Genomic DNA, 24,985 nt, shown 5'->3' with positions numbered 1-24,985 from the left:
CAAGGCCAGCGTCACCAGGGCCGGATCGAGGCCAGTGACGATCGCATGGACGCTCGCGTAGGAGGCCCCAGGCCACCCGCGCGTCCGGGCCACCTCGCACGCACGGCGATGGATCGTCGCGATCGACAGGCGGGGCCGGGTCAGCGCCCAACCCTCGACGAGAGCCACGAGGTCCGGAACGAGGCGGCGCCGGCCGGTATCCGAGCGCGGCTTGCGTCCGAGGCCGGCTGGGCCGCCCACCCGCAGACGGGCCACCCAGCGCCGGGCGGTGCGAAGCGCGATGCCGTGCTCGGCCGCGACCACCGTCAGCGCCACCTCGCCGTCGAGGTAGGGGCGAAGCGTGGCGAGCCGACCGGCCAGGACCGGGTCCGCGGCGTCAGCCCCATCCTGGCGAGCGACCATCCGCCTGCTCCTGTCCGCAAGGGGATCGTTCAGCGGACACCGGGCCGATCCATTCGCGAAGGCTCGATCCGCCTGCGCGGGCCTCGTCTCAATGGAATGGTACGATAAAAATTGCGGTGAGGGGACCCTGTACGTTACAGCTCAGCTCATGACGCATGTGCTGATCGGCTACGCCCGCTGCTCGACCGACAAGCAGGACCTCGCCGCCCAGCGTCAGGCGCTGCTCCAGCTCGGGTGGCGACGGATCGTATCTACACCGACAAGGGCTTCACCGGGACGAACCGAGCCCGCCCCGGCCTCGACCAAGCGCTGGCCGCGGTCCGGAGCGGCGACACCCTGGTGGTGCCCAAGCTCGACCGGCTCGCCCGCTCCGTGCCGGACGCGCGCGCGATCGGCGACGCGCTCGCCGCCCGGGGGGTGAAGCTCCAGCTCGGCGCCAGCGTGCACGACCCGGTTGACCCGATGGGCAAGCTGTTCTTCAACATCCTGGCGACGTTTGCCGAGTTCGAGGCGGACCTGATCCGGCTGCGCACGCGCGAGGGCATGGCGGTCGCGCGCGCCAAGGGGAAGCTGCGCGGCAAGAAACCCAAGCTCTCGGATCGCCAGCAGAAGGAGCTGCGTCGGATGTACGACACCGGGGACTACGCGATCAGCGATCTGGCCGAGCTGTTCTCGATCTCGCGGCCGACCGTCTACCGCACCCTGGAGCGTCAGCCCGCCACGCCCAGCGTCGTGGCAGCCTGAGCGATCACCTCATGGCAATCGCTGCAGGGCTCTCGCTGCGCCGGCATTCACGTTCCAGAGTGACAGAAACCGCTGATAATCAGTGCCAATTAGCGATCAAGGTCACAGTCTAGAGTCATTTCAACGAAATAAGGAAAAGGGGGTGATTACCGGACGTGACCGATTAGCCGCCGCGGGTAACGACGCAGGCTTGGGGTGAAGTGGTGGGGAGTGGCTGTACGATGATCCGAAAATCGGGTGATCAGCGGCCGAGGGCATTTTAAACAGGCTCGGCGCAACCTCTACCAATATGCATATACTGTGCTATCAAATTGCCTCATCGTAACTTGAGGTTTGCATGATCGAGCAAATAACAAGACGCCATGCCTTGGTCATGGTTGGCAGCTATATGGCCGTGAATGCTCCGGCATTGTCGGATGAGATGAGCGAGAAGAAAGCCTTCATGCAAGCTGCACTTGCATCAGGGAGTCAGAAAACACGGACGCCAGGTGAAAAAATTCCACAGAAATTCGAATTTATACCGGTTGTTCGTCCGTTCGTTGACTGGGATTACTATTACCTTACGGGCGAACTTGAGTGGAGCCCGAATGCAGGACAGCAATTCAAACCGGTGCTCGTGGAAAGTGGCTTCGTTACAGATTTGGCGTCTGTCCCTAGACCTCTATGGTCCATCTTCCCTCCAACTGGACGTTACGCCTACGCGGCCATCGTGCACGACTATCTGTACTGGGAGCAGGATAGGAGTAAATCGGAGGCCGATGACGTTCTCGCGGCCGCTATGCAAGATGCGAAAGTGAACTCAGGCACGATCACTGAGTTCAACCTTGCACTCAAGGTGGCTGGCAGCAAAGCTTGGAACGACAACGCCGCATCCAAAGCCAAAGGTGAGAAGCGAATTCTCGCAAAATTCCCCGATAACCCTCTGATCAGTTGGGAGGAATGGCGCAAACAGCCGGGCGTGTTCAAGTAGGCTGGAATGTGTGCAAATAGGTGCCGGACTGGACTCCTTTCGTACCGGCACCTTCCTTTTCTTCAATAAAGATTTCATCGTCCTTCGTTTGAACGAACCGTTGGATCGTTGCCCCCAGGCGGAAGCGGTGCAGGTAAGACATCGGTCGATTTTTGCCTTACATCTGAATTCGTAGTCTTGCTGTCGAAAGGGGTTAATTCGGGCTCAAAAGCGTTACCTGGAGATTGAACACCATCTATTGGCTTTCTACGTTGTGCGCGTTCGGGCTTAGAACTATTACCTGAGGACTTCACGCCAGACCCGGAATGGTGTTTGGTGGAGAAATCTTTATTTTTTTCAGGGGGATTTTTATCGCTTGTCTTTGAAGCCGATGGGTAAGGTGTGCCGCCGAGCGGAACTTCAAGTCGGAGTTGAGAGCTGACATCGTCTACGTGGCCTAACGTCAGCAATATAAATTTACCAAACGCGTCTTGATCGGTTGTATAAATCCGGTGATTCTGTCCAACACCGATAAAAACCGCATCGTAAGGCAACGGCTCTTCATTGGAAGCCTGCGATCCGTCTAAATAAGTCCAGAAAAGCCAGGGAGATCGTGCGTGCACCACAGCAGAAACATTGACGCTTTTTCCATATAGACCAGGATAAACCGCACTTCTGTATATATCTCGTAGGATATTTAGAGCATTTCCGCGTATTTCCGGAATTAAAGCTATCTGATAAGTATTTAGATACTGACCTAAGCCCAAAGTTGCGGTTCCAGCGTTCGTTGGTAAGGGATTGAACGGAAAGGCTACATTGAGATTATCGTTATCAGTAGCTGTGATGTTGCCTCTTCCGAACGTCGTTCGAGAGGGAATTCGATACGGATCATCAATGGTTGCATCTATATTATCTATAACTTCTTGTTTCTGCAATTTACTTAGATCTTTGTAGTAGGTCGAAGAACCTATATTTATGCGCTCCCTAGCACACCCTGCAAGTGATAAAGCTATTATGATCAATAATTGCGATTTCATATGGATCACCGCGCTAGAAATCCGAATAGAAAATTAGCGGTGATAAATTTCAAGAACTATTTACATGCAGAAAATAAATAGTAAGTAGGTGTGGTAACGGCGCCACTAGAGACTGGTTTTAAATAGTCAGGCATCTTATAAGGGGTCAACGTACTTGTGTTCCAGACGCCACCCGCATGAGATTTAAAGTTTGAAGATAATAATTTGACGATCTCGCTATTTTTCCTTATAGAATGACTTTTGTAGTATATTATCCTGGCGGCACGAAATAATATCAGAGAGTTTTATTCAGTCTAAGACTTCTTGATCACATGCCGAAGAAAGATGGAGGAGGAAATGGTACGTTTTAACGCTGGTATCAGTATAGCTATTATTGGAACGTGTTTTCTCTCTCTAATTAGCCAAGCGAAATCTCAAAATCGCGATGGCAATGCCATCAACTATGAACAATCTATGCCGTTCACGCTTCCGCTCGCGCAGCACTTCACTGACGAAGATGCGGCTAAAGTAATGACAGAAGCATTTTCGCCTTCTCCGCAAACCGATATACTTATGATCCCAGGATCTGTGAGAGGTTCAACCGGTAGCGGTGAAAAAAATCAAATCACTGTCGGCGCAACAAAGTTAATTCCGACAACGACGAGCCCTGTAATAAGCCTTGATTTCGGAACCTCCGGGCTTCCGTTCACAACCGCCAGGGCAGATTTAGATGCTGTACCAACTAACGAAACTTACCCATATCGAGCCGCCGGAAAATTATTTTTTCTTATATCCGGAAAGACCTATATATGTTCTGCTTCTCTGATACATCGCGGAATTGTAGTAACTGCGGCTCATTGTGTTGCTGAATTCGGCAAGAATAGCTACTACTCTGGATGGCAATTCATTCCAGGCTTTCGTAATACTGACGCTCCATTCGGACGCTGGAATGTTGTCAAAGCCGTTGTCCCGACATCGTATATCAACGGCACCGACTCCTGCACTGAACGCGGAGTTATATGTCAAAACGATGTGGCAATACTTGTAATGGAGCCACAAAAAGACGCGGCAGGTCAAACTGCATTTCCTGGTGATCGAACAGGTTGGTTTGCATATGGCTGGGATCGGGCTGGATTCACCCCGCAAGGGATCACGCATATAACGCAGCTAGGTTACCCCGGCTGTCTCGACGATTCGAATTTCATGGAGCGCAATGATGCGCAGGCTACCAGCAGCAGGACTCACTCCAGCAACACGATCCTTGGCTCGATGATGTGCGGTGGCTCAAGCGGCGGCCCCCTATTGATAAATTTCGGAAAAAGCCCCAAGTTTACGGGAACGTCCGAGGGTTCGGCTCCAGTCCCGAACCAAGTTGTAGGTGTTACCAGTTGGGGGTCATCTGATAATCGCGTGAAGTGGATGGGAGCTAGTCCTTTTATCTCGCTAAATATTAAATCGCTTGTTGACTCTGCTTGTAAAGCCTATCCCGATAATTGTAAAGAATGATCCTCATATTGACCGAATGTTGGACTTATAAAGTCTGTGAAATGGAGGTAATGTCATGACTAAAATCTTAACTGGCATATTTGTTTTCTTTGGCATTGGCCTTGCCAGCAATGCATATGCCCAGATGACATCAAACGATGCGTCGAATTCACTGAAAATGGCGGGAAATGTTACTTTTATTCCAGGGGGTGCTCCCGCAAGTGGAGTAATTGACTACAAGAGTGCTGTGCCGCTTCCAATGCCTTCTTCTGTGGGTTCTCCTGGAGTTACGTCTTTAGATAATGCTTCGGCAGTTGCGACACAGACTGGTCAGGCAGGTTTCTCAGTTGGCTCTGGCGGCAGCGGAAAGCTGGATCTAAAATCAAAGTTCTAAAAACCAGCTTTTTGGGAAGGGTCTGCGAAGAGGCGTGAGCGGGCTGGGCTGCGGCGTCCGCTCCGACGTCTCTTCCACTCGGAAGTAGACTGGTGGAAATCCATCCAATCCAGTCGTAGGCCTACGCCTTGCCGATAGCTCGGAAGCGGGTCTTCCCAGGGTTGCGGATCCCGAACGACTGCGGGATCTCACAGCGCCCTGTCTATAAGATCTCGTTATGCGAGTGATCCCTCTGCGGATCGCAATTTAACCGCGGCCCGACATCCTGAACCGGACGTTCCGTTTACGACCCGATGCGGTCGCCCAAACTGCCGTCGAGGCTTCTCTGAAGCGGTCGTTCGCCGAGCCCCTGTCGACTTCAGATCAAGATGGCAAGCGGTCCCCCGCCCGGCGGCATCAGAGATCCTGAACGGAGGCTGGCGGCTGCATGAACTCGATCGTCGCGCCGTCAGGGCCAACAGCGTAGATCACCCTAGTTCCAGCCCGCGCACCGCTCGCGATCGGCTGCGGAATGCCTTGCGCCTTCCAGCCGTAGGCGGCGATCCGCACCAGGAGCGCATCGATATCATCGACCACAAGAGCCAGATGCGCGAAGCCCGGGTCGAAAGGCTTGGCTGGCACACTTGGTCGGTCTGAACCTTGATACTCCAAAAGTTCGATCGTCTGATCCACTAGCGAAACGATCGCCATGCGTACCTTCGCCCCATGCGCTCCCGCCACCTGACCAAGGAACTCGCCCCCATCTCGCCCGTCCGCACAAGCTGCGCGCCGAGCCCGTCGACCCAGAACCGAAGGGCTTCGTCGAGGCAGGCGACCGCGAAGCCGACATGATCGGCACGCCGCACGTGGATGCTCGTGTGTTCTGTCATGCGGGACGTCCTACCGGCAAAGGGGTCATTCGTATGCAACGGGTCGTGGCCGGCCCCCGGCTATGTCCGTTTCGACGCATTTGCCATTTGGAAGCGGATCGGCAGCAAACCACCCTAAGCAGCTGATCCAGCAAGTACGATATGGGTATGCTTTTATCGCATCGGTTAAAAGCTGGCTTGATAAAGATCACCATTCGATCCAAATCGAACTCCCGAGTCTCAGCTTTCATAACGAACCACGCAGACTCGAACCTACTGGGATGATCAGCTGACGGCAGGAAAAGACCTCGATGGCCCCGTGAGTTGACTACTCATTCTATCGTTCCGTAACCTACCCTTGTGCGAACGGCGGCGGGCCAGCCCGGCTTGGCCTCTCAGATTTTGATTTTCCGACGCGCAGACCGGACAGGTTTATGTGCCCGAAATACCGTCGTTATCCGCACATTGCTCGCAACGAGCCGTACTGGTGAAGAGATCGGGAAGCGGCGAGCGATCAAGCTGCCAAATGTCGACATTCATTTTCATCTGGTCCAATCCGCATCGAAACATTTTGGTAAGCAAAGCTTGCTTCTGCTACAAAATTTACCCTCGGTGTTGTCGATTGATTGCGGTCAAAGTCATAGAACAGTATCGCCGCCAAGTCACAACGAGCGCGCTCGCGTTTCGTCCGACATAGCGGGGCGCCCGGACGATGATGACCCGCTTCCTAATCGCCTACCTCGTCATCACTGGCGGCCTCACGCTGCTCGCCGCCGCCTTCCCCCCGCTGGCCTGGGTCAGCCTGATCCTGCTCGTCGTCCCAGGCGCGTTCCTGCTGACGACGCCCACGGGGTTCCTCTACGGCCTCGTCTTCGCGCTTCCCTGGTTCCTCCTGCGTCGCAGGGCCGGGGGGGGGGCTCGCGGCCGTCGCCAGCATCGCTCTCGTCGGCGCGGTCGCCTCCCTGCCCCGGACCGTCGTCAACCCGTGGACCCTCTGGCAGGTGGAGTGCGCGCGCGTCGGCGACCGCCGCCCCGAGGGGCGCCTCGCCATCTCCGGTATCCTGCGGATCGAGAGCGAGGAAGAGAGGGCGCCCTACGTGCCGGGTGAACGCCGCCACCGGTACGTCTGCGCAGACCTCTGCCTCGCCGCCCTGCTGACGCCGGGCATCCGCGGCGTCGTCATCGGGGAACCCAGCCACGACGGTCCCCGTGACGCGACGTCGGACTCCCCGGAGGTGCTCTACCGCCTCGTGCGCACCGGCGGGTGTCCGAACACCGAGCGGTTCGAGGAGTACACGTTCCCGTTCCAGGGCGGGGGAACCGTCCCCGGGCTGAGGACCCGCGGGACGCTCGCACTGGCTGCCGGGGCCTGCCTCGAGCCGAGCCGCGCGATCCCCGCCGCAGACTGGACGATCCGCTACGGCCGCGAAACTCTGCACGACGCTCCGTGGAGCGGCACGCTGGTCGGGCGCATCGACCGCAGACGGTTAAGCCTCGACGAGGGGTCGCAGCGCCGCCTGCAGCCGGAGCGAGGTGAGCTACACCCTGCTGTCGCCGTGGCTCCGGCTGCGGCCGACCGACTTGGCGACATCGTTCGACTGGGCCCGCACCCGGTACACCGTTGAGGCCGCCGCCGGGCACTTCGACCCGATCGGGCTTCTAGCCGAGACCACCGACCTCGCGCTGCGCCCCGCCGCCGAACCGGCGGTTGAGCCGGACAGGCCGTCGATCGCGGCGACGTTGGCACGTGCGCTCGACGACCCTGGCGCGACGGCGGACGCCCCCGCGCTGCGCCTCGTCGGTCCCTACTTCAAGACCTTCGAGGACGCGAAGGGCGGCGCGCGCAAACTAGGGCCGGACGACCTCGCCCTTATGCTCAGGCTGATCGCGGACCCGCGCGTCACGCGGTTCCACGGGCTGTGGGGGCCGATCCACGCCCTCGGTTCTGAGGCCGGGGTGCTGCGCGCGCCGATGGTGGCGCGGGTTCTGGGTGCCGCGATCCCCGACGGGCGCTGGGCCGCGGAGGATCTCGGCCGCGACCTCGGTGCGATGCCCGCGGGGACCTACGCCGTCCTCTCGCCCGGCGAGGAGCAGCTCCTGGCCGACCCCGTGCGCCGACGCTGGGCGCCGCGGCTCATCGAGCGGCAGACGGAGCGCGGGGCTGCCGCCGCGCCGGGGCTCGTGCGGATCATCGCGCAGTCCTACGAAGAGCTCAAACGCCGACGCGCAGACCGTCAGGACCGCAGCTCCGACGGGGTGATCGACGCGCTCGCCGCGCGCAAGGCGCTGTGCCTGATTGGGCCCGCCGCGAGCTCCGTCCTGGCCGACTTCGAGGCCGTGCTCGCGAGCGGGACGATCCCCGCGTACAGCTTGGAGGACTGGGTCTGGTCGTTCACCCTAGCCCGCCTCGGCAAGCCGGTGGCGGATCTCGCGAAGCCGGAGCACTCGCGCCTGACGCGGGACGAGTTCGTGAGTCGGACCGAGTTCGCGCTGCGCCACTTCAACCCGAACCGGTGCGGGTGACGGTACCTGCGGGGCCGCGGTAGCCGGCTGGATGGGCGTTCAGCGGATGCTGCGAGGCTCCATGAATAATGAGGTGCAAAATTCTTCATACCATAAAATTTGAACTGCCTCGCTACTGGCAATCCTCAGGCATTTAAGACGAATTTTGGGGCCAACGCAGGCATTTTCTTTCAGGTTTTCTGGATCTCAGCATAGAATTCCCACGTCGTGCCTCGAACCCTGTCCCACGCGGCTTCGACGTCGCCGCCCATGACGGTGAAAGTCAATTTCGCAGCGACATCGTCTGCGAGACCGATGTTGCCGAAGCAGGCCAAGCCCTTGTTTGCCGATGGGTGGCACTGAACGGTCGTCCCGTCTTCGAATGCCCATGTTCGGTCCGGATACTCTATCGACTTCGCGTACCCGCGCCCTTCGACCGGCCCTGATCGATCTCCCACCCGTCCCTCGGCGAGCGGCGCGGGCGACGGGAGGCGGGCCGCGACCCCCGTCCGCTTTGCCGTACCCGTCTCAGAGACGATCGAGAGTTGGTCGATCGGGCGGTCCCCGCACACGAGGCGCGTCATCACCTCGACTGCCACATCCGGGCAGATCCGTCCGAGCCAAGCCTGCAAGCTCGGCCACGATGGCCGATCGGTGATGTCGCCGAAGAAGAACGTGATCCCATCCGCAGGCATCACCGTCCCAGCGGACGCACGCTCACAGAGCTGCCGCAGGCTTGACGGGATCGACAAGACGAAGTGCTCGCGCCCCTCGGAGACCATCACCAGGGGCCAGTTGGGGACCGAGAGGCGCCTGCCTCCGATCGCCACGTCGAACGAGGATCGGGCGATGCATTCCGCGGACGGGGGCCGGCGCCGCCAGTGGTCGTATCCCTCCGTCCCGGCGAGGCAGATCGGCGCGGCCGCGAAAGCGAGGAGGATCGTCGCGAGGCCGGACGAACGATGTCGCGGCCAGCCCTTCACGAGCGTCGTACTCCGCGCAACCAACCCCGCCGCCGCGCCGGCCGCCATCATCGCGACCCAAGCCGTCGCGACGGCGTGCCCCCAGTCCTGCTGCGCGGAAGGCACGCTCACGATCGCGGCCCCGAGGAAGCCCAGGAATGCGCCCGCGAGCAGCGTCACGACCAGAAGGCTGCGACCGCCGGGTGTCACGACGAACGCCGCGAAGAACGCGGTGTAGAGGGCGAGCCAGGTCGCGAAGATCGGCGGCATCATCCCGTGCTCCACTCAGGCGGGGGGCGTGCTCCCGGGCTTCCAGTCACAGCCCGCGACCGGGTCCGACGCCCGGACCCGCACCTCCAGGTCCCGCGGCATGTCGACGACGCCTGGGCCGAGGGCGTCCACCTCGGCCCGCGTCATGCCCAGCCGCAGCAGGGTGAACGGCCACAAGCCATCGGACTCGGACCGCCAGCGCGAGTTTCCGTCCATGGCGATGGGGGGCCCCATGGTGAGCCCGGGCAGCGCTGTGCGCGCCGCGGGGCCGATCGCGCACAGCGCCCGCAGCGCCGCGACCTGGGCCTCGGTATCCCAGCCCCGCAGCTTGGAGCATGTCTGCACCAGGATCCCGAGGAGCGTCGGGACGGCGGCCGCGCCGCGGTCTGCTTGGCGTCGGACGATGCCGGGGATCTGCCCGCGCCGGTCGCAGTCGGCGAGCAGGCGCTCGGTGTCGGGCGTAGCTTCGGCGAACGCTCTGGCCGGCAGGCGCGTGATCGCTCCGTCGACGAACTGGAAGTCTACGGACTCTTGGCCGAACCCGGTCATCCGGATCGCCCGGGCGACGAGTGCGTCGCTCAAGGTCGAGGCGGCAGGCCCGAGCATCGCGATCACCGGCTCGAAAGTCTGCAGGTTGGTCAGGCCCGGGCGGTCGAGAAGGCGCGCGAATAGGCTGGCGTCGCCCGGCCGCGCGATCGAGCACGCGGGCTGGCCCGGTCCCGGCGTCCCGTCCTCGGGCGACAGAAGCAAAGCGGCCACCAGGGCGAAGGGGGCGGCGGCGGCCGGCACCGACGGGTCAGCCAGCGCCCGCCCCACCGTCGCTCGGAGATCGTCGCAGGTGGGCGGCTTGGCCGAGGTCGCCGCGGGCGTGACCCCGAGGTTTGTCCTCGTCGCCAGGACCGCACGCACCTCGACGTCGGGTTTGATCCAGCGCCATGTCGAGCCGGGGATGAACAGCGCTCCCGGGTACGGGAACGCGGTGAGCACCCCGAGGTACAGCACCGGCGCGAACGCGACGCCGCTCGCCGCGCTCTGCTGGAGGACACGGCCCGCGGGTCCGTCGAGGGACAGACGGGTGAGCCGGGCGCTCCCAGTCGGGATGACGCTCAGGTCATCCGGGTTCGGCGTTTCGTAGCGCAGAACCCAGTTGGGCTTGTCGCGAATCATTCCCGGATCCTCGACCCGCTCGACGCAGCGCCCCTCGGCGGCGGCCAACCTCCACCCCGCGCGCAGGGCGTCGTCGCGCAGAAGTTCCCCCTTGTCCGGATCGTAGAGTTCGCGGGTGACCGACCCCGCCCTGTCGCAGAAGGGGCGCCGGACGAGGCGGTAGGTCGTTGTCCAGTTCTGGTTCATTTGTGGCTGCCCGCGCCAGACCTCGCCCAGGTCGGCCACTGTGACGCTCTCAACCCCGGGGGTGAACAGCGTAGCGGCGCACAAGGTGTTGCACTCGTAGGGACCCGGCTCCCGCTGGTAGCGCGGCGAGAGCATCCGGCGGTCGATCTCCAGCCGGACGGCCCCGCTGACCCGGATCGGCGTCGCTGGCATGACGTCGCCGTCGCGGACGTGCGCGAGGGCGACGTCCAGGCGTTGGTTGACCCAGATCGGGAGACCGACGGCGGCGAGCGCCAGTGTGACCGCGCCTGCCAAACCCGCGCCCGCCCGCGATAGGCGGCGGAGCGGGAACCACCCCGCCGCGAAGGCGACCCCGTAGAGGAACGCGGTGGGGGCGACTAGCAGGAACACCCCCGGCAGAACGAGCAGCAGGAAGCCGAGCGCGATCAACGGCGGGAAGCAGACCGCGACGAACGCGCCAAGACCCGTGGCAACAAGATATCGCCGCATAAACCGATCGAAATGCACCTCTGCATCCATGGGCGATTGTGACATAATGTTGACCTCACCTGTCCGCTGAGTCGGCCTTGAAGACTAAGCGGTAGTCTTGGGCCGTGAGAGCGTCGATCCGGGCGCGGTAGGGGACCAGTCGATCCGCAAGCACCTGCTCAACCAAGCGGAACAGCCGCTCGGCGTTGGCTCGCGCGTTCGTCTGCGCCCCCGCCCCCCGCTCCACGGCGGCGATCATCGCGCCCAGCCGTGGGAGGAAGAGGTCCACGCGTCCGCGAAGCGACTCGAACGGCAGACTGCCGACCTGCGCTGCTGGATCGGCTAGAACCTGATCGAGCTTGGCGGTCTCAAGCTCGGTTACGCGGCGCGTCGCCGCCGCGATGGCGGCGCGCAGGTCGTCCGGATTGCTTGGCCGCTGGTCGTCGGGCGCCGCGTATGCCAGGCCGAGCGCCCGCATCAGTACCGAACTGTTCGCGGTTTGGCCCGGCACCCGTTCCTGGAGCGATGTGAAGTCGTCGCGCTCGAACTGGGCGAAGCATACCCACCTCGGTCCGGCGGAGTTGAGCGTGCAGCCCATCACCGGCATGGGTATCCATCCCAGCGGCGCCGCTGTGCCGCCTCGCAGCACGGAAGATCGCCCGTCCGGGAGCGTGATCGTCGTGGTGGTCTCTGATACAGGCATGCGATCGACGACGCGTTGCTCCTCCCTGCGCCGGACGGTGACGGCCGGGAGGGTCGGGTCTTCCGGTAGGGCGACGGTGCAGTAGGGCGATTTCGTCCTGCCACTGAAGCTGTAAAAGACATCAGTTCCGGCATCACGCTTGGCCGTGTCATGCCCGAACTGGTCGCAGATCTCGCGTTCGGCCAGTCGCGTGGCCCGATGACTCGACCCGACGTAGCGGCGATCGCGGCCGTAGGCGACAGGCAGCGCGAAGCGCTCGACGAACCACCTTACGGCCGCGTCGTCCTCGAACACGAGCGCCTGCCGCGCGGGGTCGAACGGCACGCGCACAGCGTCGTTGGCTGTCGCGATCTCCGCGCGCAGGCGCGACAGGGTCGCATGATCGGCGTAGGCCCAGGTGGCGTACCCGCCGAACCACGCGATCGGCGCGATGAGCCAGAGGCGCGTCACCCGGCCGGTCGCGGCCTCGACGGCGAGCCCCAGGAAGCCGAAGTTGACCAGCACCACGGACCAGTAGGGTGCGGCGAACATCATCAGGAACGCGCCGGGGATCACCGGCAACTGAGCCAAGACCACCGCTCCGGTCGCGGCGAAAAACAGGAGCGAAGTCGGCAAGGCCATGGGCGATCCTCAACACACAACCAATTAAACCCGGAAAACAAATATCTCGATATCGCCTGCGCTTGTGCACGTAGTTGAAATTTGTCGATACGGATAACCATCAGTCTGAAGCTCAGAGCCCATTTTTTATACGGATTGAAATTGAACAATCAAATCGAATTTTCGCATAGCATCTGGTTATGTTATTATGTCTTGGTTTTAATTAAAAATTCCGCGAGCGAATGTTCCGTATGCGGCCCATCTTTATCGCTAGAGGCGACTTTACCTCGCACGGTGAACCGACGTGGATTACCCTCAAATGAGCGTTCGCATATGTGAGCAACAGACCAATCCAACCCGTCTCAGCCATTGTAATCAGTGGCCATTTGTTCTAGCTGATGATTATGAGCTGCCCTCGTCCGACGAGGCTTGTCCGACGCCGACGCCGTACTTTATGCGGTCGGTGTGACGGGAGTCTGTAGCTTCTCGCCAGCTTGAGCAGCCCTCGCGCTGCTCGCTTGCACCTATACCAGATCCCGTTTTCGAGCCCTGTGGCCGTGAGTGCGGCGGGGCATCATCTGCCCCGCGTAGTGGAGCCCGATCATTCGGGGCCGGGGTGCAACCAAGGCGAGAGACCGTGAAGATCCTGAACCCCCCGACCGTCTGGACAGTGCCCGAGCAATTCCAGTCGATCTACACACATGCACTCGAAGCCCCGGCGGGACGTATGCTCTACGTCTCCGGTCAATTCGGCGTCGCGCCGGATGGACAGATGCGGGTCGATTTCTCCGAACAGCTTACGCAGGCGATGGATAACGTCGAGGCCTTGCTGACCGCGGCTGGAATGGCTCTCCCCGACGTGGCGAAGGCAACTTTCTTCCTGACACGAGCGAGCGATCTCCCCGCGCTTGGCCCGGCGCGTCGCGCGCGTTGGGCCTCGCAGACGCCCGCGGCGGTGACAGTCCTCGTCGTCGCCGCCCTGGCTCGGCCAGACGCGCTGATCGAGGTCGAAGTCACGGCCGTTCGGCAGTAAGCTTGGGTAGGTCGCTTCGGACCAGCAGCCCGCCCACGTTCGAGATCGCGGGTCGTTCGATACGGATTGATCGTTTGTTCCACTGGTAGGACGCCACCATGAGTATTCGTGTCGGTATCGTCGGGATCAGCGGCTTCGGCGGCGGTGAGGCGATGCGCCTTATCGCGGGCCACCCATCCTTCGAACTGGTCTACGCCGCGGGCGAGGGCAGCGCCGGCAGCCGGCTGGCGGACCGCTTCCCCGGCGTGCCGGCCAAGCTGGCCGGACTAGTAATCGAGCGGTGGAATCCGGCGAGCCTGCCGAAGCTCGACGTGCTGTTCGCCTCGCTGCCCACGGGCACCTCGGCCGAGGCGCTGGCGCGCGTCCCCAAGGACGTGAAGATCGTCGATATCGGCGGTGATCACCGCTACGCCGAGGGCTGGGCGTACGGCCTGGCCGACGTCTGGCCGGACCATATCGCCGGGCGGAGCCGCGTCGCCAACCCCGGCTGCTTCCCCGCGGCGACGCTGACCGCGCTGGCACCGCTGCTGGCCGGAAAGCTGATCGAGCCCGGCGGCATCGTGATCGACGCCAAAACCGGCATCTCCGGTGCCGGGCGGGGCGGCGGCGGGGGGTTCGGCTATGCCGAGAGCAACGAGAACCTAGTGCCCTACGGTCTGCTCAAGCACGTCCACATGCCCGAGATCGCCACGACGATCGAGCGGCTGAGCGACGGCAGCGCGGCCGGGCTGGTATTCACACCGCACTTGGTCCCGATGACCCGCGGCGTCCTCGTCACGATCTATGGCCGCGGCCGCACCACCACGGGTGAATGCCTGGACGCGGCTCGGCGCTTCTACGCCGGGCGGCCTTTCGTCCGCGTGACCGACACGCCGCCCCAGACCAAATGGGCGACTGGCTCGAACCTCGCATTCGTCAGCTATGCGGCCGATCTGGAGCGCAATCTGGTGATCGCGATGGGCGTGGTCGACAATCTCGGCAAGGGCGCGGCCGGCCAAGCGGTGCAGAACGCGAACCTGATCTGCGACCTGCCGGAGGCCGCGGGGCTGGACGGCGTTCCCGTCTGGCCCTGATGAGGGCGGGCCTACGCGAAGCCATTCGGTCTACGACGTGAGTCTGTTCTGATGAGATCCGGACTCACGTCACCCAATCGCGCCACGGCGGCCAATCGAGGACAGCTTGGTGCAGCAGGGTGTAGCCGCCCCGGTTGGGATGAATGCCGTCCCCTCGCCGTGCTTCCATGCGCCAGACCTCGGCGCCTGCGAGGCGCGGGAAGATTGGCAGATAAGGGACGGACAGGACTCGGCAGAGCGCATCCAGGCGGCCTGACAATCGGCTAACTCGCTCATCGAGGGCCGCCTCGCCCGCGCAGGGCGGCCCGACCATCAGGGTGGGCCACGTCGTTCGAGCACGTTCCAGGATCCTTCGTGCGTTCGCTAAGGTTTCCTCCTCTAAGATCCGGGGCAGGCCTCGGTCGAGAACGCAATCGTTCACCCCGAAGGAGAAGACGAGGCGACCGTCAAGCTCGACCGGGAGACGTGCTGCCGCCTCGCGTTCCCAGCGCCTGGCCACGTCGCCCGAGGTATCGCGTCGAATGCCGAGATTGTAGAGGGTGATGTCGTACCCGCGTGATCGGGCCTCGGCGCACAGGCGGCCCGGCCAACCTAGGCAGTCGTCGTCGCCCGTACCGTTCACGAAGCTGTCCCCGATGAAGCAGATCCTCATGGGCAAGTCACGGAAGGTTCGCCCGCGCTTGAGGAGCGAGATGATCGTTGTAGTGTCACAGCGGTCATCGTACTTTCCCACTCACACGATCCAGCCGAGCAGCCGGAACCATGCCCAGTCGAGTGGCACGAGCACAAGAAAGGTGATCGTAGCAAGCGCTACGCTCAGCCAAATTCCATCACGCGCGGGCACCCCGCCCATGCCCATCGCGACTACGATGGGCGAGGCTTGGTAGGGCAAAATCGGCGTGGCGTAGCCGACCACCTGAGCCATCAGCACGGTGGCCAGGGGCAAGCCTGTGACATCTGCCAGCGTACCGGCTAGCGGGGTGAACAGCGCGGGCACACCGTTGGCGGTCACAACAAAGTTCAGCAGGGCTGTGACCCCCGTAAGGGTAGCGAAGTCCCGGAACGAGGCGCCGGGGTCGAGGGGCGCGACGGCGAGGATGGCGCGGCCGAGCATTGCACCCAGACCCGATTGGGCGACGACTGCCGCGAGGCCGAGGATGCCGGCGACGTACAAGCAAGTGCGGACGTTCACCCCGGTGGCGAACTCCTCGCCGTTCAGGAAGCCGACGCGCGGCAGCAGGCATAGACAGGCGGCGGCCAAGCCGACCCAGGCGGGGGCGATGCCATGCCATGCCTCTGTTAGCCACAGCGCGAGCGTGGCCAGCAGGAGGACGCCCAGGCGCCACTCAGCAGCCGAAGGCGGCGTGGCAGGTTCGCTCGGCGCCACCGCGCGCGGTCGGCCGGGAAAAAGCAGGCAGATGCACGCGGTCAGCGCGACGCCTTTCACCAGGCCCAGAACGGGCGCGTGCAGCGCGAGGTAGGGCAGATAGGATAGGTGGATGCCATAGGCGGTCTCGGCCGCGCCCGCCATGACGAGGTTGGGCACGTTGGCGGTCAGGATGCTGGCCGAGAGCTGGAAGGTGCCGAAGCCGACCGCGAGAGCGAGGCCGGACCGGCTTCGCCGATCGTCCGCGAGCCCCACCCGGTCGGCCAACGCCATGACGATGGGCATCAACAGGGTAATACGGCCCATGTTGGAGGGCATGACGAAGGCCAGGGCGTAGGTCAGCAGCACCACGCCTCCAACTAGACGAGGCCACGAGCCGGACAGGCGGGCAGCGAGCAGGCGGGCGACCCGATCGGCAAGGCCGACTTTGCGGATGGCTACGCCGAGGACGAAGCCGCTGAGCACGAGCCAGAAGGCCGATGAAAGGAAACCGGAGAACACGGTCTCGCCCGGTGCCACCCGCAGCACCATTGCAGCGGCGAAGAACAGCAGCGCGATCAGGTATTCAGGCAGGCGGGCGGTGGCCCACAAGGTGATGGTCACCGCCGTCAGTAGGGCAGGCAGCAACAAGCCCCCGCTATCGAGACCGTCCAACATGCCCCCCTCCCGATCAATCGATCTTGGAAAGGCAAAGCTTGCAGATCATGCACAGTCTGAGAATGCGTCGTTTCGAGAGGGTACCTTCGCGTTCCACGAAGATCCGAGCGCGGTGAGCTTGGGAAGGCCAACCCGATTTCGGACCGGGATCATCACACCTCATAGCGGCTTGCGGAGATAGGCGATGATACCGCCCTTGAACTGCTCTTCGCGCTCGACCACGAAGCCCGCCCGGCCGTAGAAGGCGACGTTGCCGGAGAACGCCCGGTTCGTCAGCAACTTGATTTCCTCGCGTCCGCACGAGCGTGCGACGTGCTCGGCCTGATGCAGCATCTGGCGACCAAGACCTTGGCCGTGATGGTCGGGAGAGACCGCGAGATTTTCGATCCAGAGGTGATCGGGATGGAGGACGGTCTCGATCAGGGCGATGAGCACATCAGCCCGTTCCAGCAAATCGAAGCGGTGGGTGTGGATGGCCGAGGCATAATCAGCCGTCATTGGTACAGGCTCACGGCCGATGATCGGCACCCACTTGGCGTAGGCGGCTCGCGTCAACGCCCGGATCGCGAATACGTCGTCTTTGGTCGCTAAACGCAAGGTGCCGGTGTCGTGATCGTGAAACAAGCGCATTGTCTCCCCTCGGTCACGAGCAGGTGCGTCGGCGGACTATCCGCCGATAGGATCGCCTCTGAGGTCGTCGAGCGACAGGGGGGCCACTCTGTGCTCGAATGCCTTGATTTTTTATCATCCTATTTATTGTGTTTTTGTTGTCTTTATTATCTATTTTTTCTGGATTAAACGGTATAAATCTATCTATTTCACCTTTTTGTGTCGGTAAAGCTCCTCTTTTTGGCGGCATATTAGAAAAATATGTTGAGGGGTCCTTACTCATTGCATACTTCCACGTCCGGAAGCCAGGATCGACCCCTGAAAACGGTGTCCCAATTCTAAACATCACTAAAGCTGGTCTTTCGGCTGGCGAGCAAACGCACGATCGACCCGTGGCAAACAATTTCTCTTCACCCTTAATTCGGTTCGGTTTAGGTCTGCCTCAATCGAATCAGTCTGAAGCCGGTCCGATAAGGACCACCACCCGATCTAAATCGAACCCTGTCAGCCTATGCTGTCATACCGAATCGCTCAAATACGAACCTGTTGGAATGGTCAGCCGATGGCAGGAAAGGGTCCTCGGTGTCACGCGAGCTACGCTCGTCATTCCAACGTACCGTAGCGTGCCCTTATGCGAATGGGGCGTTATATGAAGACTAAACGAACCTCTGGCCTAGAGCATGGCTCGTACCTTGATCGAATATTTAGCGACGACATCCTCTACGATCTTTCACCCTTTCGCTTCATCTCCATTAGCTTCCCAAATCCCTCTCGGTAGCTCATCCGCTCACGGCCGCACCAGTCTACGAACTCATTCACGTCGGCCACCGCCGCACGAAGGTTGAATTGGCCTGCGGGGCCGCCCGGACCCTGCTTAACCTTTCGCTGAATGGTAGTCGTTTCTCGCGAAACGAAGCCCAAATCATCGGCAACGCGATCAACCGCTGCCACATCCTCAACTGCACGCCGGACCCGTTTGGGCTGGATGTCACCGAAGCCGAACGACGTCTCTTCACTCACGCTGCTTCCCCTTTTGCTAATTGACGCACAACATTCACAACCTCGCCCGCAAGCTTGTTGGCGTTCTCAGTCGCAGCCGGAACTCCGCTCACTCTTTCTGGGTCAAGTTCGGTCAATGTGCTCCGGTATGCGAATAAGGCTTTGAAGGCGGCTCGCTCGTTTAAGTGCGTCGAGAGTACTGTGATCCCGTTGCGCTGCATCTCTGCAACGATCGCCTTTTCGGCTCGCGTCGGGATTGCCGGAGACGTGCGGGTGAACATAACTCGATAGGGAATAGGCCGCCGAATTACTTGTTCCTCTTCGCGAATGAGCCCCACGGCGCGGGCCGCCTGCGCCGCATCTACCGCGGAAGCTTGCATCGGAATTAGCACTAAGTCGGACCGAGACAGTGCCCGCGAAACCATTCGGCTTGCGGTGCCTTCCAGGTCGACCAATACGAACTGGCGTTCGGCGCTTTCGGCGTCGATCGCCGATATGATCTCGCGCTCGCTAATCTCAGATAGGACACGGAGCCCAGGCCGCTCCTGACCCTTCCCCCAGGCAGCAATCGGTTGGTTCGGGTCGCAGTCCAGGATGGTGACTGTTGCTCCTTTGCTGGCCAGCGTGGTGCCAACGACCAGAGCTGCAGTGGATTTGCCTGCGCCCCCTTTAGGGTTGGCGACCGAAATGACGGGCATGGTCAATTCCCTTGCATGGCATCAGCTCTAAGCGAACCGCATCGATCCCACGATGGCCGAATTTCGTTAGCAGAAACTGAACCTTTTTACACCGATATGATATGATATCAAACGATTTCTGGTGCTACCGGTTCATTTCAGTTGCATGGATGAATGGGAGAAAATGCGGCCCAAAACCCTTGGAAACGGTCCTGTAAGGGAAGGCAAAAGTTCGTTCTTACTTTCCCACGCTGTCCGCAACGATGTGCTGCCACGCTGCCGACATTGACTTAACGGTGCCGCCCAGCCGACATGCCATGTCCGGCTGGCGGACACCTCGTGCGAGTCGCCGGAAACATCAGGAGATCCTGCCGCCGCAAGTCGACCCCTGAAAAGCCAACGGCCCCCCAGTCGCCAAACTGGAGGGCCGTCGAAATCAAAATGGCCTGTGAGGCCGCAGCGCTGCTCCTCACAAGCCATGAGACGCCCCCGGGCGTCAAGCGGGAACGCCAATTCCCGCGACGATGAGGCTTTGCCTGTGGACCGGACGCCCTCTCGGCGGCCCGGAACGACGTGTTGCGGCCCTATCAGGGGCCGACGGACTATGTTTGCCGACGAGTTGAGGTGCGCGATTGAGGCGGCCGACCGAATCACCCTGCCGTCTGTGACATCGCTACTGTGGCGCGCTTTCGGGGAGGGGAAGGTCTCGGAAGCCGAGGCCGAGGCGCTGTCCCGGCTGATCGAGGCACGTACCGACGCGCCGGCCCTGCGCCGGATGCCGCACGCCGCACGTGCGACGTCGCCGGGGACTGACAGCGAGGCCCATACTAAGCGGCATACCCCTCAAGCTTGCCAGAGCGAGGCTAGGCGACCGAGTGTCGGCTCGCGCCCGCGCACGGATGCCTCGATGGAGCGCCGTCGCCGCTGGGCCGCCTCTGGCCGATTACCACCCGGTATCGCGGCCCGGTTCACGCTAGCCGAGCAAGCGGTCCTCGCCCTTGTGGCGGCCGAGACCGTGCGCCGGAAGGACTGCCGCCTCGCTGTCGGACACCTCGCGGCGATCGTCGGCGTGGCCGAGACCACGGTGCGCAACGCCATCCGGGAGGCTGCGAAGCTCGGGCTTGTGACCGTCGAGGAGCGGCGCGTGACTGGCTTCCGCAACGACACGAACATCGTGCGCATCGTCTCGGGCGAGTGGACATCCTGGCTACGGCTCGCCCGCAAGGGAGCGGTGCGCGGCACCCACTTCTCCCTACCGCAGAAGGGAGGGTGCAAATCCCCGCAACGCACGCCTACTCAAGTTCTAGATTTGAGAGAATCGGGGAAAACAGAACCCAAAGAAAGCTGCCGAGAGGCAGCGGACGACCTCAAACGAAGCGGTCTCGCCGGAATCCATGCGGGTCGTGGCGCGGGCCGAGCCATGCGGTAGCCGCACGCGGTCCAGCCGCAGCGTCCGGCCTATCGAACGCACTTCCCGAACGGGACGGGGCCCGGATTGCTCCGAGCCCCGCCACCCCGTCGCGCGGGCCATGCCTTCGCACTCATCGACCGGTCACGTGCCCGGCCGGGAGACGGCGATTCGAAGGTAGGCGTCGCACCGATTCGCGCAAATGGGTGCTGTGCGAGTGGATTTCGGAGCCCGATGGCGACCCTGGGCGCTCGTTTGAAGCCGCTGCGGGGCCAAAAGTGCGACTTTGCAGCTGCAGTCGCGGTCCGACGTTCGCCCCGAAGCACTTTCTAGCGTCCGGCACCCCACGCCGGATTTCGGAGTGGCACCCTGGAGGATCGCCCCCGTGGTGGGGTCGAGCTTCTGGGGGACCCCCATGCCCGTACCAATGCAGCCAACCCCGGCGGAGGACTTCCGCCCCGCCATCGACTTCCTCCGATGTCAAAAGGCGTTGGAATGGGACCCCGGATCGGCGTGCAATTGGGACCCCTTCGCAAGCTGGGTACGGTACGGTGCGGCTGAGCTGATCCGACGTCCAGCTTTGGCGTCGTAGGCGCTGGCCTCAGGCGCGGTTCTTGAAGCGCCAGCTCTCATTGCCGGTCTCAACGATCTCACAGTGGTGGGTGAGCCGGTCGAGCAGCGCCGTGGTCATCTTGGCGTCGCCGGCGAACACGCTCGGCCACTCGCCGAAGGCGAGGTTGGTGGTCACCACGATCGAGGTGGTCTCGTAGAGCTTGCTGATCAGATGGAACAGCAACTGGCCGCCTGACTGCGCAAACGGCAGGTAGCCGAGCTCGTCCAGCACCACGAAGTCGAGCCGCATGAGATGGTCAGCGATGCGGCCCTGCCGGCCGGCACGCGCCTCGGCTTCGAGCCGGTTGACGAGGTCGACCACGTTGTAGAACCGGCCGCGCTTCCCGTCCCGGATACACGCTCGTACGATGGCGATGGCTAGGTGCGTCTTGCCGGTGCCAGTGCCGCCGACCAGCACGACGTTGCGCTGATGGGCCAGGAACTCGCCACCAGCGAGGTCGCGCACCAGCCCCTCGTTGATCGGTGTGTCGGTGAAGGCGAACTCGGCGATGTCCTTGGCCAGGGGCAGCTTGGCGATGGTCATCTGGTAGCGGATCGAGCGCGCCTGCTTCTCGCTGATCTCGGCCTGGAGCAGGTCACCGACGACCTGTTGAGGCTCGTGAGTGCGTTTGAGCGCAACCTTGATGATCTCGTCGTAGGCCGCCTTCATCCCGAACAGCTTCAGTTCGCCCATGGTGGCGAGGATGTCCTGACGTTCCATCATGGGGCTCTCCTCAGGCTGTCGTAGCGGGCACAGTCGGCGACCGGCTCATGGCGCAGCTGCAGGCTCTCAGGCGTCAGGATGGTGACCGGGGCGGCGGGCTCGCGCTGACGGGCGAGGATGTTGAGGACGACGTCGGCCGAGTGCACACCCTCACGCAGCGCCTCGGCGCAGGCGGCCTCGACCGCGCTCAGCCCGTCGCGCAGCACGGCGGTGAGGATCTCGACCATCTGCCGGTCGCCGTCGGCAGAGCCGGCGAGCTTGCGTCGGATCCGGTCGAGGGCAGCCGGCAGCACCCAGTCCTTGAACGGCGCGCCGTTCCTGAGCGCACCGGGCTTGCGGGCAAGCACGGGGACGTAGTGCCAGGGATCGAACACCGTCTGGTTGCGACCGAAGCCGCGGGCATGCTCGCCGACGATGCGCCCGTCCTGGCGGATCTCGACGCGCTCGGCGTAGGCCCGCACCTCGACCGGTCGCCCGAGGGCGGAGGCTGTGACCGAGTACCGGTTGTTGTCGAAGCGAACCAAGCAGGTCGAGGACACGGCCGCCGGCACGGCGTGGAAGCCGTCGAAGCGGCCGGCATAGGGGACTAGAGCCGCCCGCTCGGCCTCGAAGGCCTGCCACACGGTTCGGTCGGGCTGCTCGGGATGCGGGTGGGCCTTGGCGTAGGCGATCACCCCGTCGAGCAGCAGGGCGTTCAGCTCGTCGTAGCTCCTCACCCGGATGCGCGGCGTGAACAGGCGCTCGCGCACCAGTCCGACCTGGTTCTCGACCTGCCCCTTCTCCCAGCCCGAGGCCGGAGTGCAGGCCACCGGCTCGACGAGGTAGTGCGAGCACATCTGTAGGAAGCGGCGATTGTAGGCGCGCTCACGTCCGACGAAGATCGCGTCCACAGCGGTCTTCATGTTGTCGTAGATCCCACGCTGGCAGGCGCCGCGGAAGAACGCGAACGCCCGGTCGTGGGCGTCGAACACCATCTCCTGGCTCTCGCGCGGGTAGGCCCGCACGAACGGCATGCGCGAGTGGCAGAGCCGGACGTGGGCGACCTTGATCTCCGTGGTCGTGCCGCCGATCAGCACTGTCTCGTGGCTCCAGTCGAACTGGTAGGCCTCGCCCGACGCGAAGGAGAGCGGCACGAACGCCTGGGCTGTGACCGCGGTACGCTCGCGCTTCCAGCCCTGGGCGTAGCGGCGCACCGCGTCGTAGCCGCCCTCGTAGCCGAGCCCGCGCAGGGCCTCGTAGATGCGCATCAGCGTCAGTCGCTCACGCCGCGCCGTGCTGGCGTTCGCCAGGAGCATCCGGTCGAGCTCGCCCCGCCACGATCCAAGCTTCGGGGCAGGTTGGACGGCGCGGGTGTATTGGAACGCCGTCGCCTCGGAGCGGATGACCTTGCGCACGACCTTGCGCGAGACCCTCAGCTCCCGGCAGATCTGCTTGATCGGCTTCTGCTGCACGAAATACGCGCGGCGGATCTTTGCGACCGTCTCCACGACCAACATCCCGCGCAAGCCTCCCGTTCGAGCCGGAAGGCATTGTGGATGACTTGTCCTGGGGGTCCCGTTTGGACGCCGATCACCCCGAGAACGGGGTCCTTATTCCACGCCTAATCACATACAATTTCGGCACGTTGCGCGCTATCAGCCTGCAGGTGCCGTCATGAACCGTACCCGTTTGCTCAGTGTCGACGACCCCGCTCTCGATTGCCCCGTCTCACCAGAGACCGTAGGCCAGCTCGCCAAAGCCGATCCCGAGGCAGCACACCTCCTCCTCGACGGCATCCCGGAGGCGACCCGGGTGCGGCTCGCCGTCTGGCTGTACGGCTGCAGCCACACCCACGAGATTGGGGTGCGCGTAGCCGCAACATGTGACCGGCTGGCTTTGGACCGGGCTGATTGAGAGGATCAGCGTGGACCAGAGGAGTTGGGGATGAAGCGAGGACAGAGGCCAAGTGCGGAGCAGGTCGTGCTGATGTTGCGCCAGATCGAGGTGCAGACGGCGCAAGGCAAGAGCATCGCCGTCGCATGCAAGGAAGCGGATGTCTCCGAGCAGAGCTACTACCGCTGGCGTAAGGAGTACGGCGGTCTGAAGGTTGATCAGGCCAAGAAGATGAAAGATCTGGAGCGCGAAAACGTCCGGCTTCGTCGGCTTGTGGCGGATCTATCTTTAGAGAAGCAGGTTCTGGCGGACGTCGCCTCGGGAAACTTGTAGCCCCCGAGCGACGCAGGCAAGCGGTCGACGGCATCCGGGAGAAGTACAGCCTCTCGGAGCGTCACGCCTGCCGGATCGTCGGCCAGCATCGGGGTACGCAGCGCTACGTGCCCACCATGCCGGCCGACGAGGATGATCTGACCCGCGCCATCATCGCCCTGGCGTCCGAGTACGGGCGCTACGGCTACCGCCGCGTCACGGCGCTGCTGCAGGCAGCCGGCTGGCAAGCGGGCAAGGACCGGGTTCAGCGCATCTGGCGTCGCGAGGGGCTGAAGGTCCCCAGCGACAGAGACCCCGCAGCCGCCTTTGGCTGAACGACGGCTCATGCGTGCGGCTGCGGCCGCTCCACCGCAACCACGTCTGGAGCTTCGACTTCGTACAGGCGCAGACACACGACGGCCGGAGCCTGCGCATCCTGACGCTGATCGATGAGCACAGCCGGGCGTGCCTCGCCTTGAAGGTGGCGCGGCGCATCAACAGTCTCGGCGTAATCGAGGCCCTGGCAGAGGCAATGTGCCTGCACGGCATCCCGGAGAACATCCGCTGCGACAATGGTCCCGAGATGATCGCGAAGGCGTTGCGCAAATGGGTGGCCAAAACTGGTTCGCAGATCCAGTACATCACGCCAGGATCACCGTGGGAGAACGGGTATTGTGAGAGCTTCAACGGCAAACTTCGTGACGAGTGCCTACGCCAGGAGATCTTCTACTCGCTGAAGGAGGCGCAGATCGTCATCGGTCTATGGCAAACCACGTACAACTGCATCCGACCGCATTCGTCGCTGGGCTATCGGCCGCCCGCGCCCGTCAGCTACCCGGATCTGGCCTTCCGGCTACCCATGGCCGCTACCATGCAGTAACCTCGCAACTGGCCCGGTCCAAAATACCGGTCAGGTCAGTGGCAGG

The 24,985-nt window shown here is 62.6% G+C and carries 22 protein-coding genes and 2 pseudogenes; 11 read left to right on the top strand and 13 right to left on the bottom strand.

Features of this window, described 5'->3' with window-relative positions; translation table 11 throughout:
* The coding region (locus tag MKL11_RS04530; RefSeq protein ID WP_243940670.1) for a helix-turn-helix domain containing protein at positions 1-402 on the bottom strand (402 nt) is incomplete at its 3' end.
* A 234-nt stretch (positions 403-636) separates the two neighbouring features.
* Between MKL11_RS04530 and MKL11_RS04525 the strand changes: the two genes are divergently transcribed.
* Positions 637-1,146 (top strand): recombinase family protein, encoded by a 510-nt coding sequence (locus MKL11_RS04525; RefSeq protein WP_243940668.1) that lies wholly within the window; start codon positions 637-639, stop codon positions 1,144-1,146.
* A 337-nt stretch (positions 1,147-1,483) separates the two neighbouring features.
* Positions 1,484-2,116 carry a DUF1353 domain-containing protein gene (locus MKL11_RS04520; RefSeq protein ID WP_243940666.1) on the top strand — a complete coding sequence of 211 codons (633 nt, stop codon included), beginning with the start codon at positions 1,484-1,486 and terminating at the stop codon, positions 2,114-2,116.
* A 74-nt stretch (positions 2,117-2,190) separates the two neighbouring features.
* On the opposite strand, the gene MKL11_RS04515 is transcribed toward MKL11_RS04520, so the two are convergent.
* On the bottom strand, positions 2,191-3,141 hold the full coding sequence (locus tag MKL11_RS04515) for a hypothetical protein (RefSeq protein ID WP_243940664.1): 951 nt from the start codon (positions 3,139-3,141) through the stop codon (positions 2,191-2,193).
* Positions 3,142-3,456: 315 nt separating this feature from the next.
* On the opposite strand from MKL11_RS04515, the gene MKL11_RS04510 reads away from it, so the two are divergent.
* The gene (locus tag MKL11_RS04510; RefSeq protein WP_243940662.1) at positions 3,457-4,617 is read left to right on the top strand and encodes a trypsin-like serine peptidase; all 1,161 of its coding nucleotides are present in this window, start codon (positions 3,457-3,459) and stop codon (positions 4,615-4,617) included.
* Between the two features lie 55 nt (positions 4,618-4,672).
* Positions 4,673-4,990 carry a hypothetical protein gene (locus MKL11_RS04505; RefSeq protein ID WP_243940659.1) on the top strand — a complete coding sequence of 106 codons (318 nt, stop codon included), beginning with the start codon at positions 4,673-4,675 and terminating at the stop codon, positions 4,988-4,990.
* A gap of 396 nt (positions 4,991-5,386) precedes the next feature.
* On the opposite strand, the gene MKL11_RS04500 is transcribed toward MKL11_RS04505, so the two are convergent.
* Positions 5,387-5,680, bottom strand: a complete 294-nt coding sequence (locus tag MKL11_RS04500) for a VOC family protein (RefSeq protein WP_243940657.1) — start codon at positions 5,678-5,680, stop codon at positions 5,387-5,389.
* Between the two features lie 1,159 nt (positions 5,681-6,839).
* On the opposite strand from MKL11_RS04500, the gene MKL11_RS04495 reads away from it, so the two are divergent.
* Both MKL11_RS04495 and MKL11_RS04490 read left to right on the top strand, forming a co-directional pair.
* On the top strand, positions 6,840-7,463 hold the full coding sequence (locus tag MKL11_RS04495) for a hypothetical protein (RefSeq protein ID WP_243940655.1): 624 nt from the start codon (positions 6,840-6,842) through the stop codon (positions 7,461-7,463).
* A complete protein-coding gene (locus tag MKL11_RS04490) occupies positions 7,372-8,361 on the top strand; it encodes a hypothetical protein (protein ID WP_243940653.1) in 990 nt (329 codons plus the stop codon). The genes MKL11_RS04495 and MKL11_RS04490 overlap by 92 nt, the downstream gene beginning before the upstream one ends.
* 170 nt (positions 8,362-8,531) lie before the next feature.
* On the opposite strand, the gene MKL11_RS04485 is transcribed toward MKL11_RS04490, so the two are convergent.
* The 3 genes from MKL11_RS04485 to MKL11_RS04475 are packed head-to-tail and all read right to left on the bottom strand — an operon-like array spanning position 8,532 to position 12,717.
* Positions 8,532-9,575, bottom strand: coding sequence for a hypothetical protein (locus MKL11_RS04485; RefSeq protein ID WP_243940652.1), 1,044 nt, complete (start codon positions 9,573-9,575; stop codon positions 8,532-8,534).
* Between the two features lie 12 nt (positions 9,576-9,587).
* Positions 9,588-11,414: a hypothetical protein gene (locus MKL11_RS04480; RefSeq protein ID WP_243940649.1), complete on the bottom strand. Its 1,827-nt coding sequence runs from the start codon at positions 11,412-11,414 to the stop codon at positions 9,588-9,590.
* A 55-nt stretch (positions 11,415-11,469) separates the two neighbouring features.
* Positions 11,470-12,717, bottom strand: a complete 1,248-nt coding sequence (locus MKL11_RS04475) for a hypothetical protein (RefSeq protein WP_243940647.1) — start codon at positions 12,715-12,717, stop codon at positions 11,470-11,472.
* A gap of 616 nt (positions 12,718-13,333) precedes the next feature.
* Here MKL11_RS04475 and MKL11_RS04470 point away from each other — a divergent pair.
* Together MKL11_RS04470 and argC are read left to right on the top strand one after the other, a co-directional pair.
* Complete coding sequence (locus tag MKL11_RS04470) at positions 13,334-13,729, top strand: RidA family protein (protein ID WP_243940645.1); 396 nt, start codon at positions 13,334-13,336, stop codon at positions 13,727-13,729.
* Positions 13,730-13,827: 98 nt separating this feature from the next.
* Positions 13,828-14,802 carry an N-acetyl-gamma-glutamyl-phosphate reductase gene (argC, locus tag MKL11_RS04465; protein WP_243940643.1) on the top strand — a complete coding sequence of 325 codons (975 nt, stop codon included), beginning with the start codon at positions 13,828-13,830 and terminating at the stop codon, positions 14,800-14,802.
* A 64-nt stretch (positions 14,803-14,866) separates the two neighbouring features.
* Here argC and MKL11_RS04460 read toward each other — a convergent pair whose 3' ends face one another.
* The 5 genes from MKL11_RS04460 to MKL11_RS04440 all read right to left on the bottom strand — a co-directional run bounded on the left by MKL11_RS04460 (position 14,867) and on the right by MKL11_RS04440 (position 19,152).
* On the bottom strand, positions 14,867-15,535 hold the full coding sequence (locus MKL11_RS04460) for a GDSL-type esterase/lipase family protein (RefSeq protein WP_243940641.1): 669 nt from the start codon (positions 15,533-15,535) through the stop codon (positions 14,867-14,869).
* On the bottom strand, positions 15,536-16,846 hold the full coding sequence (locus MKL11_RS04455; RefSeq protein ID WP_243940639.1) for an SLC13 family permease: 1,311 nt from the start codon (positions 16,844-16,846) through the stop codon (positions 15,536-15,538). It abuts the gene before it with no gap.
* A gap of 159 nt (positions 16,847-17,005) precedes the next feature.
* On the bottom strand, positions 17,006-17,470 hold the full coding sequence (locus MKL11_RS04450; RefSeq protein WP_243940636.1) for a GNAT family N-acetyltransferase: 465 nt from the start codon (positions 17,468-17,470) through the stop codon (positions 17,006-17,008).
* A gap of 705 nt (positions 17,471-18,175) precedes the next feature.
* Positions 18,176-18,475 (bottom strand): hypothetical protein, encoded by a 300-nt coding sequence (locus MKL11_RS04445; protein WP_243940634.1) that lies wholly within the window; start codon positions 18,473-18,475, stop codon positions 18,176-18,178.
* Positions 18,472-19,152, bottom strand: a complete 681-nt coding sequence (locus MKL11_RS04440; protein ID WP_243940632.1) for a ParA family protein — start codon at positions 19,150-19,152, stop codon at positions 18,472-18,474. The genes MKL11_RS04445 and MKL11_RS04440 overlap by 4 nt, the downstream gene beginning before the upstream one ends.
* An 886-nt stretch (positions 19,153-20,038) precedes the next feature.
* Between MKL11_RS04440 and MKL11_RS33525 the strand changes: the two genes are divergently transcribed.
* Positions 20,039-20,560 (top strand): hypothetical protein, encoded by a 522-nt coding sequence (locus tag MKL11_RS33525; RefSeq protein ID WP_409565809.1) that lies wholly within the window; start codon positions 20,039-20,041, stop codon positions 20,558-20,560.
* Positions 20,561-21,140: 580 nt separating this feature from the next.
* Here MKL11_RS33525 and istB read toward each other — a convergent pair.
* Positions 21,141-21,875 (bottom strand): IS21-like element helper ATPase IstB, encoded by a 735-nt coding sequence (gene istB, locus MKL11_RS04430; protein WP_279600258.1) that lies wholly within the window; start codon positions 21,873-21,875, stop codon positions 21,141-21,143.
* A gap of 2 nt (positions 21,876-21,877) precedes the next feature.
* A pseudogene (gene istA, locus MKL11_RS04425) lies at positions 21,878-23,371 on the bottom strand (IS21 family transposase); the annotation flags it as partial.
* Positions 23,372-23,528: 157 nt separating this feature from the next.
* On the opposite strand from istA, the gene MKL11_RS04420 reads away from it, so the two are divergent.
* Complete coding sequence (locus MKL11_RS04420; protein WP_243940626.1) at positions 23,529-23,768, top strand: hypothetical protein; 240 nt, start codon at positions 23,529-23,531, stop codon at positions 23,766-23,768.
* Positions 23,769-23,798: 30 nt separating this feature from the next.
* Positions 23,799-24,939, top strand: a pseudogene (locus tag MKL11_RS04415) (IS3 family transposase).
* The last annotated feature ends 46 nt before the right edge of the window (positions 24,940-24,985 follow it).

It is taken from the genome of Methylobacterium sp. J-077 (assembly GCF_022829365.1).
Classification (GTDB): domain Bacteria; phylum Pseudomonadota; class Alphaproteobacteria; order Rhizobiales; family Beijerinckiaceae; genus Methylobacterium.
The sequence above is the reverse complement of the archived record's forward strand: the minus strand, read 5'-3'. Positions and strand labels throughout refer to the sequence as shown.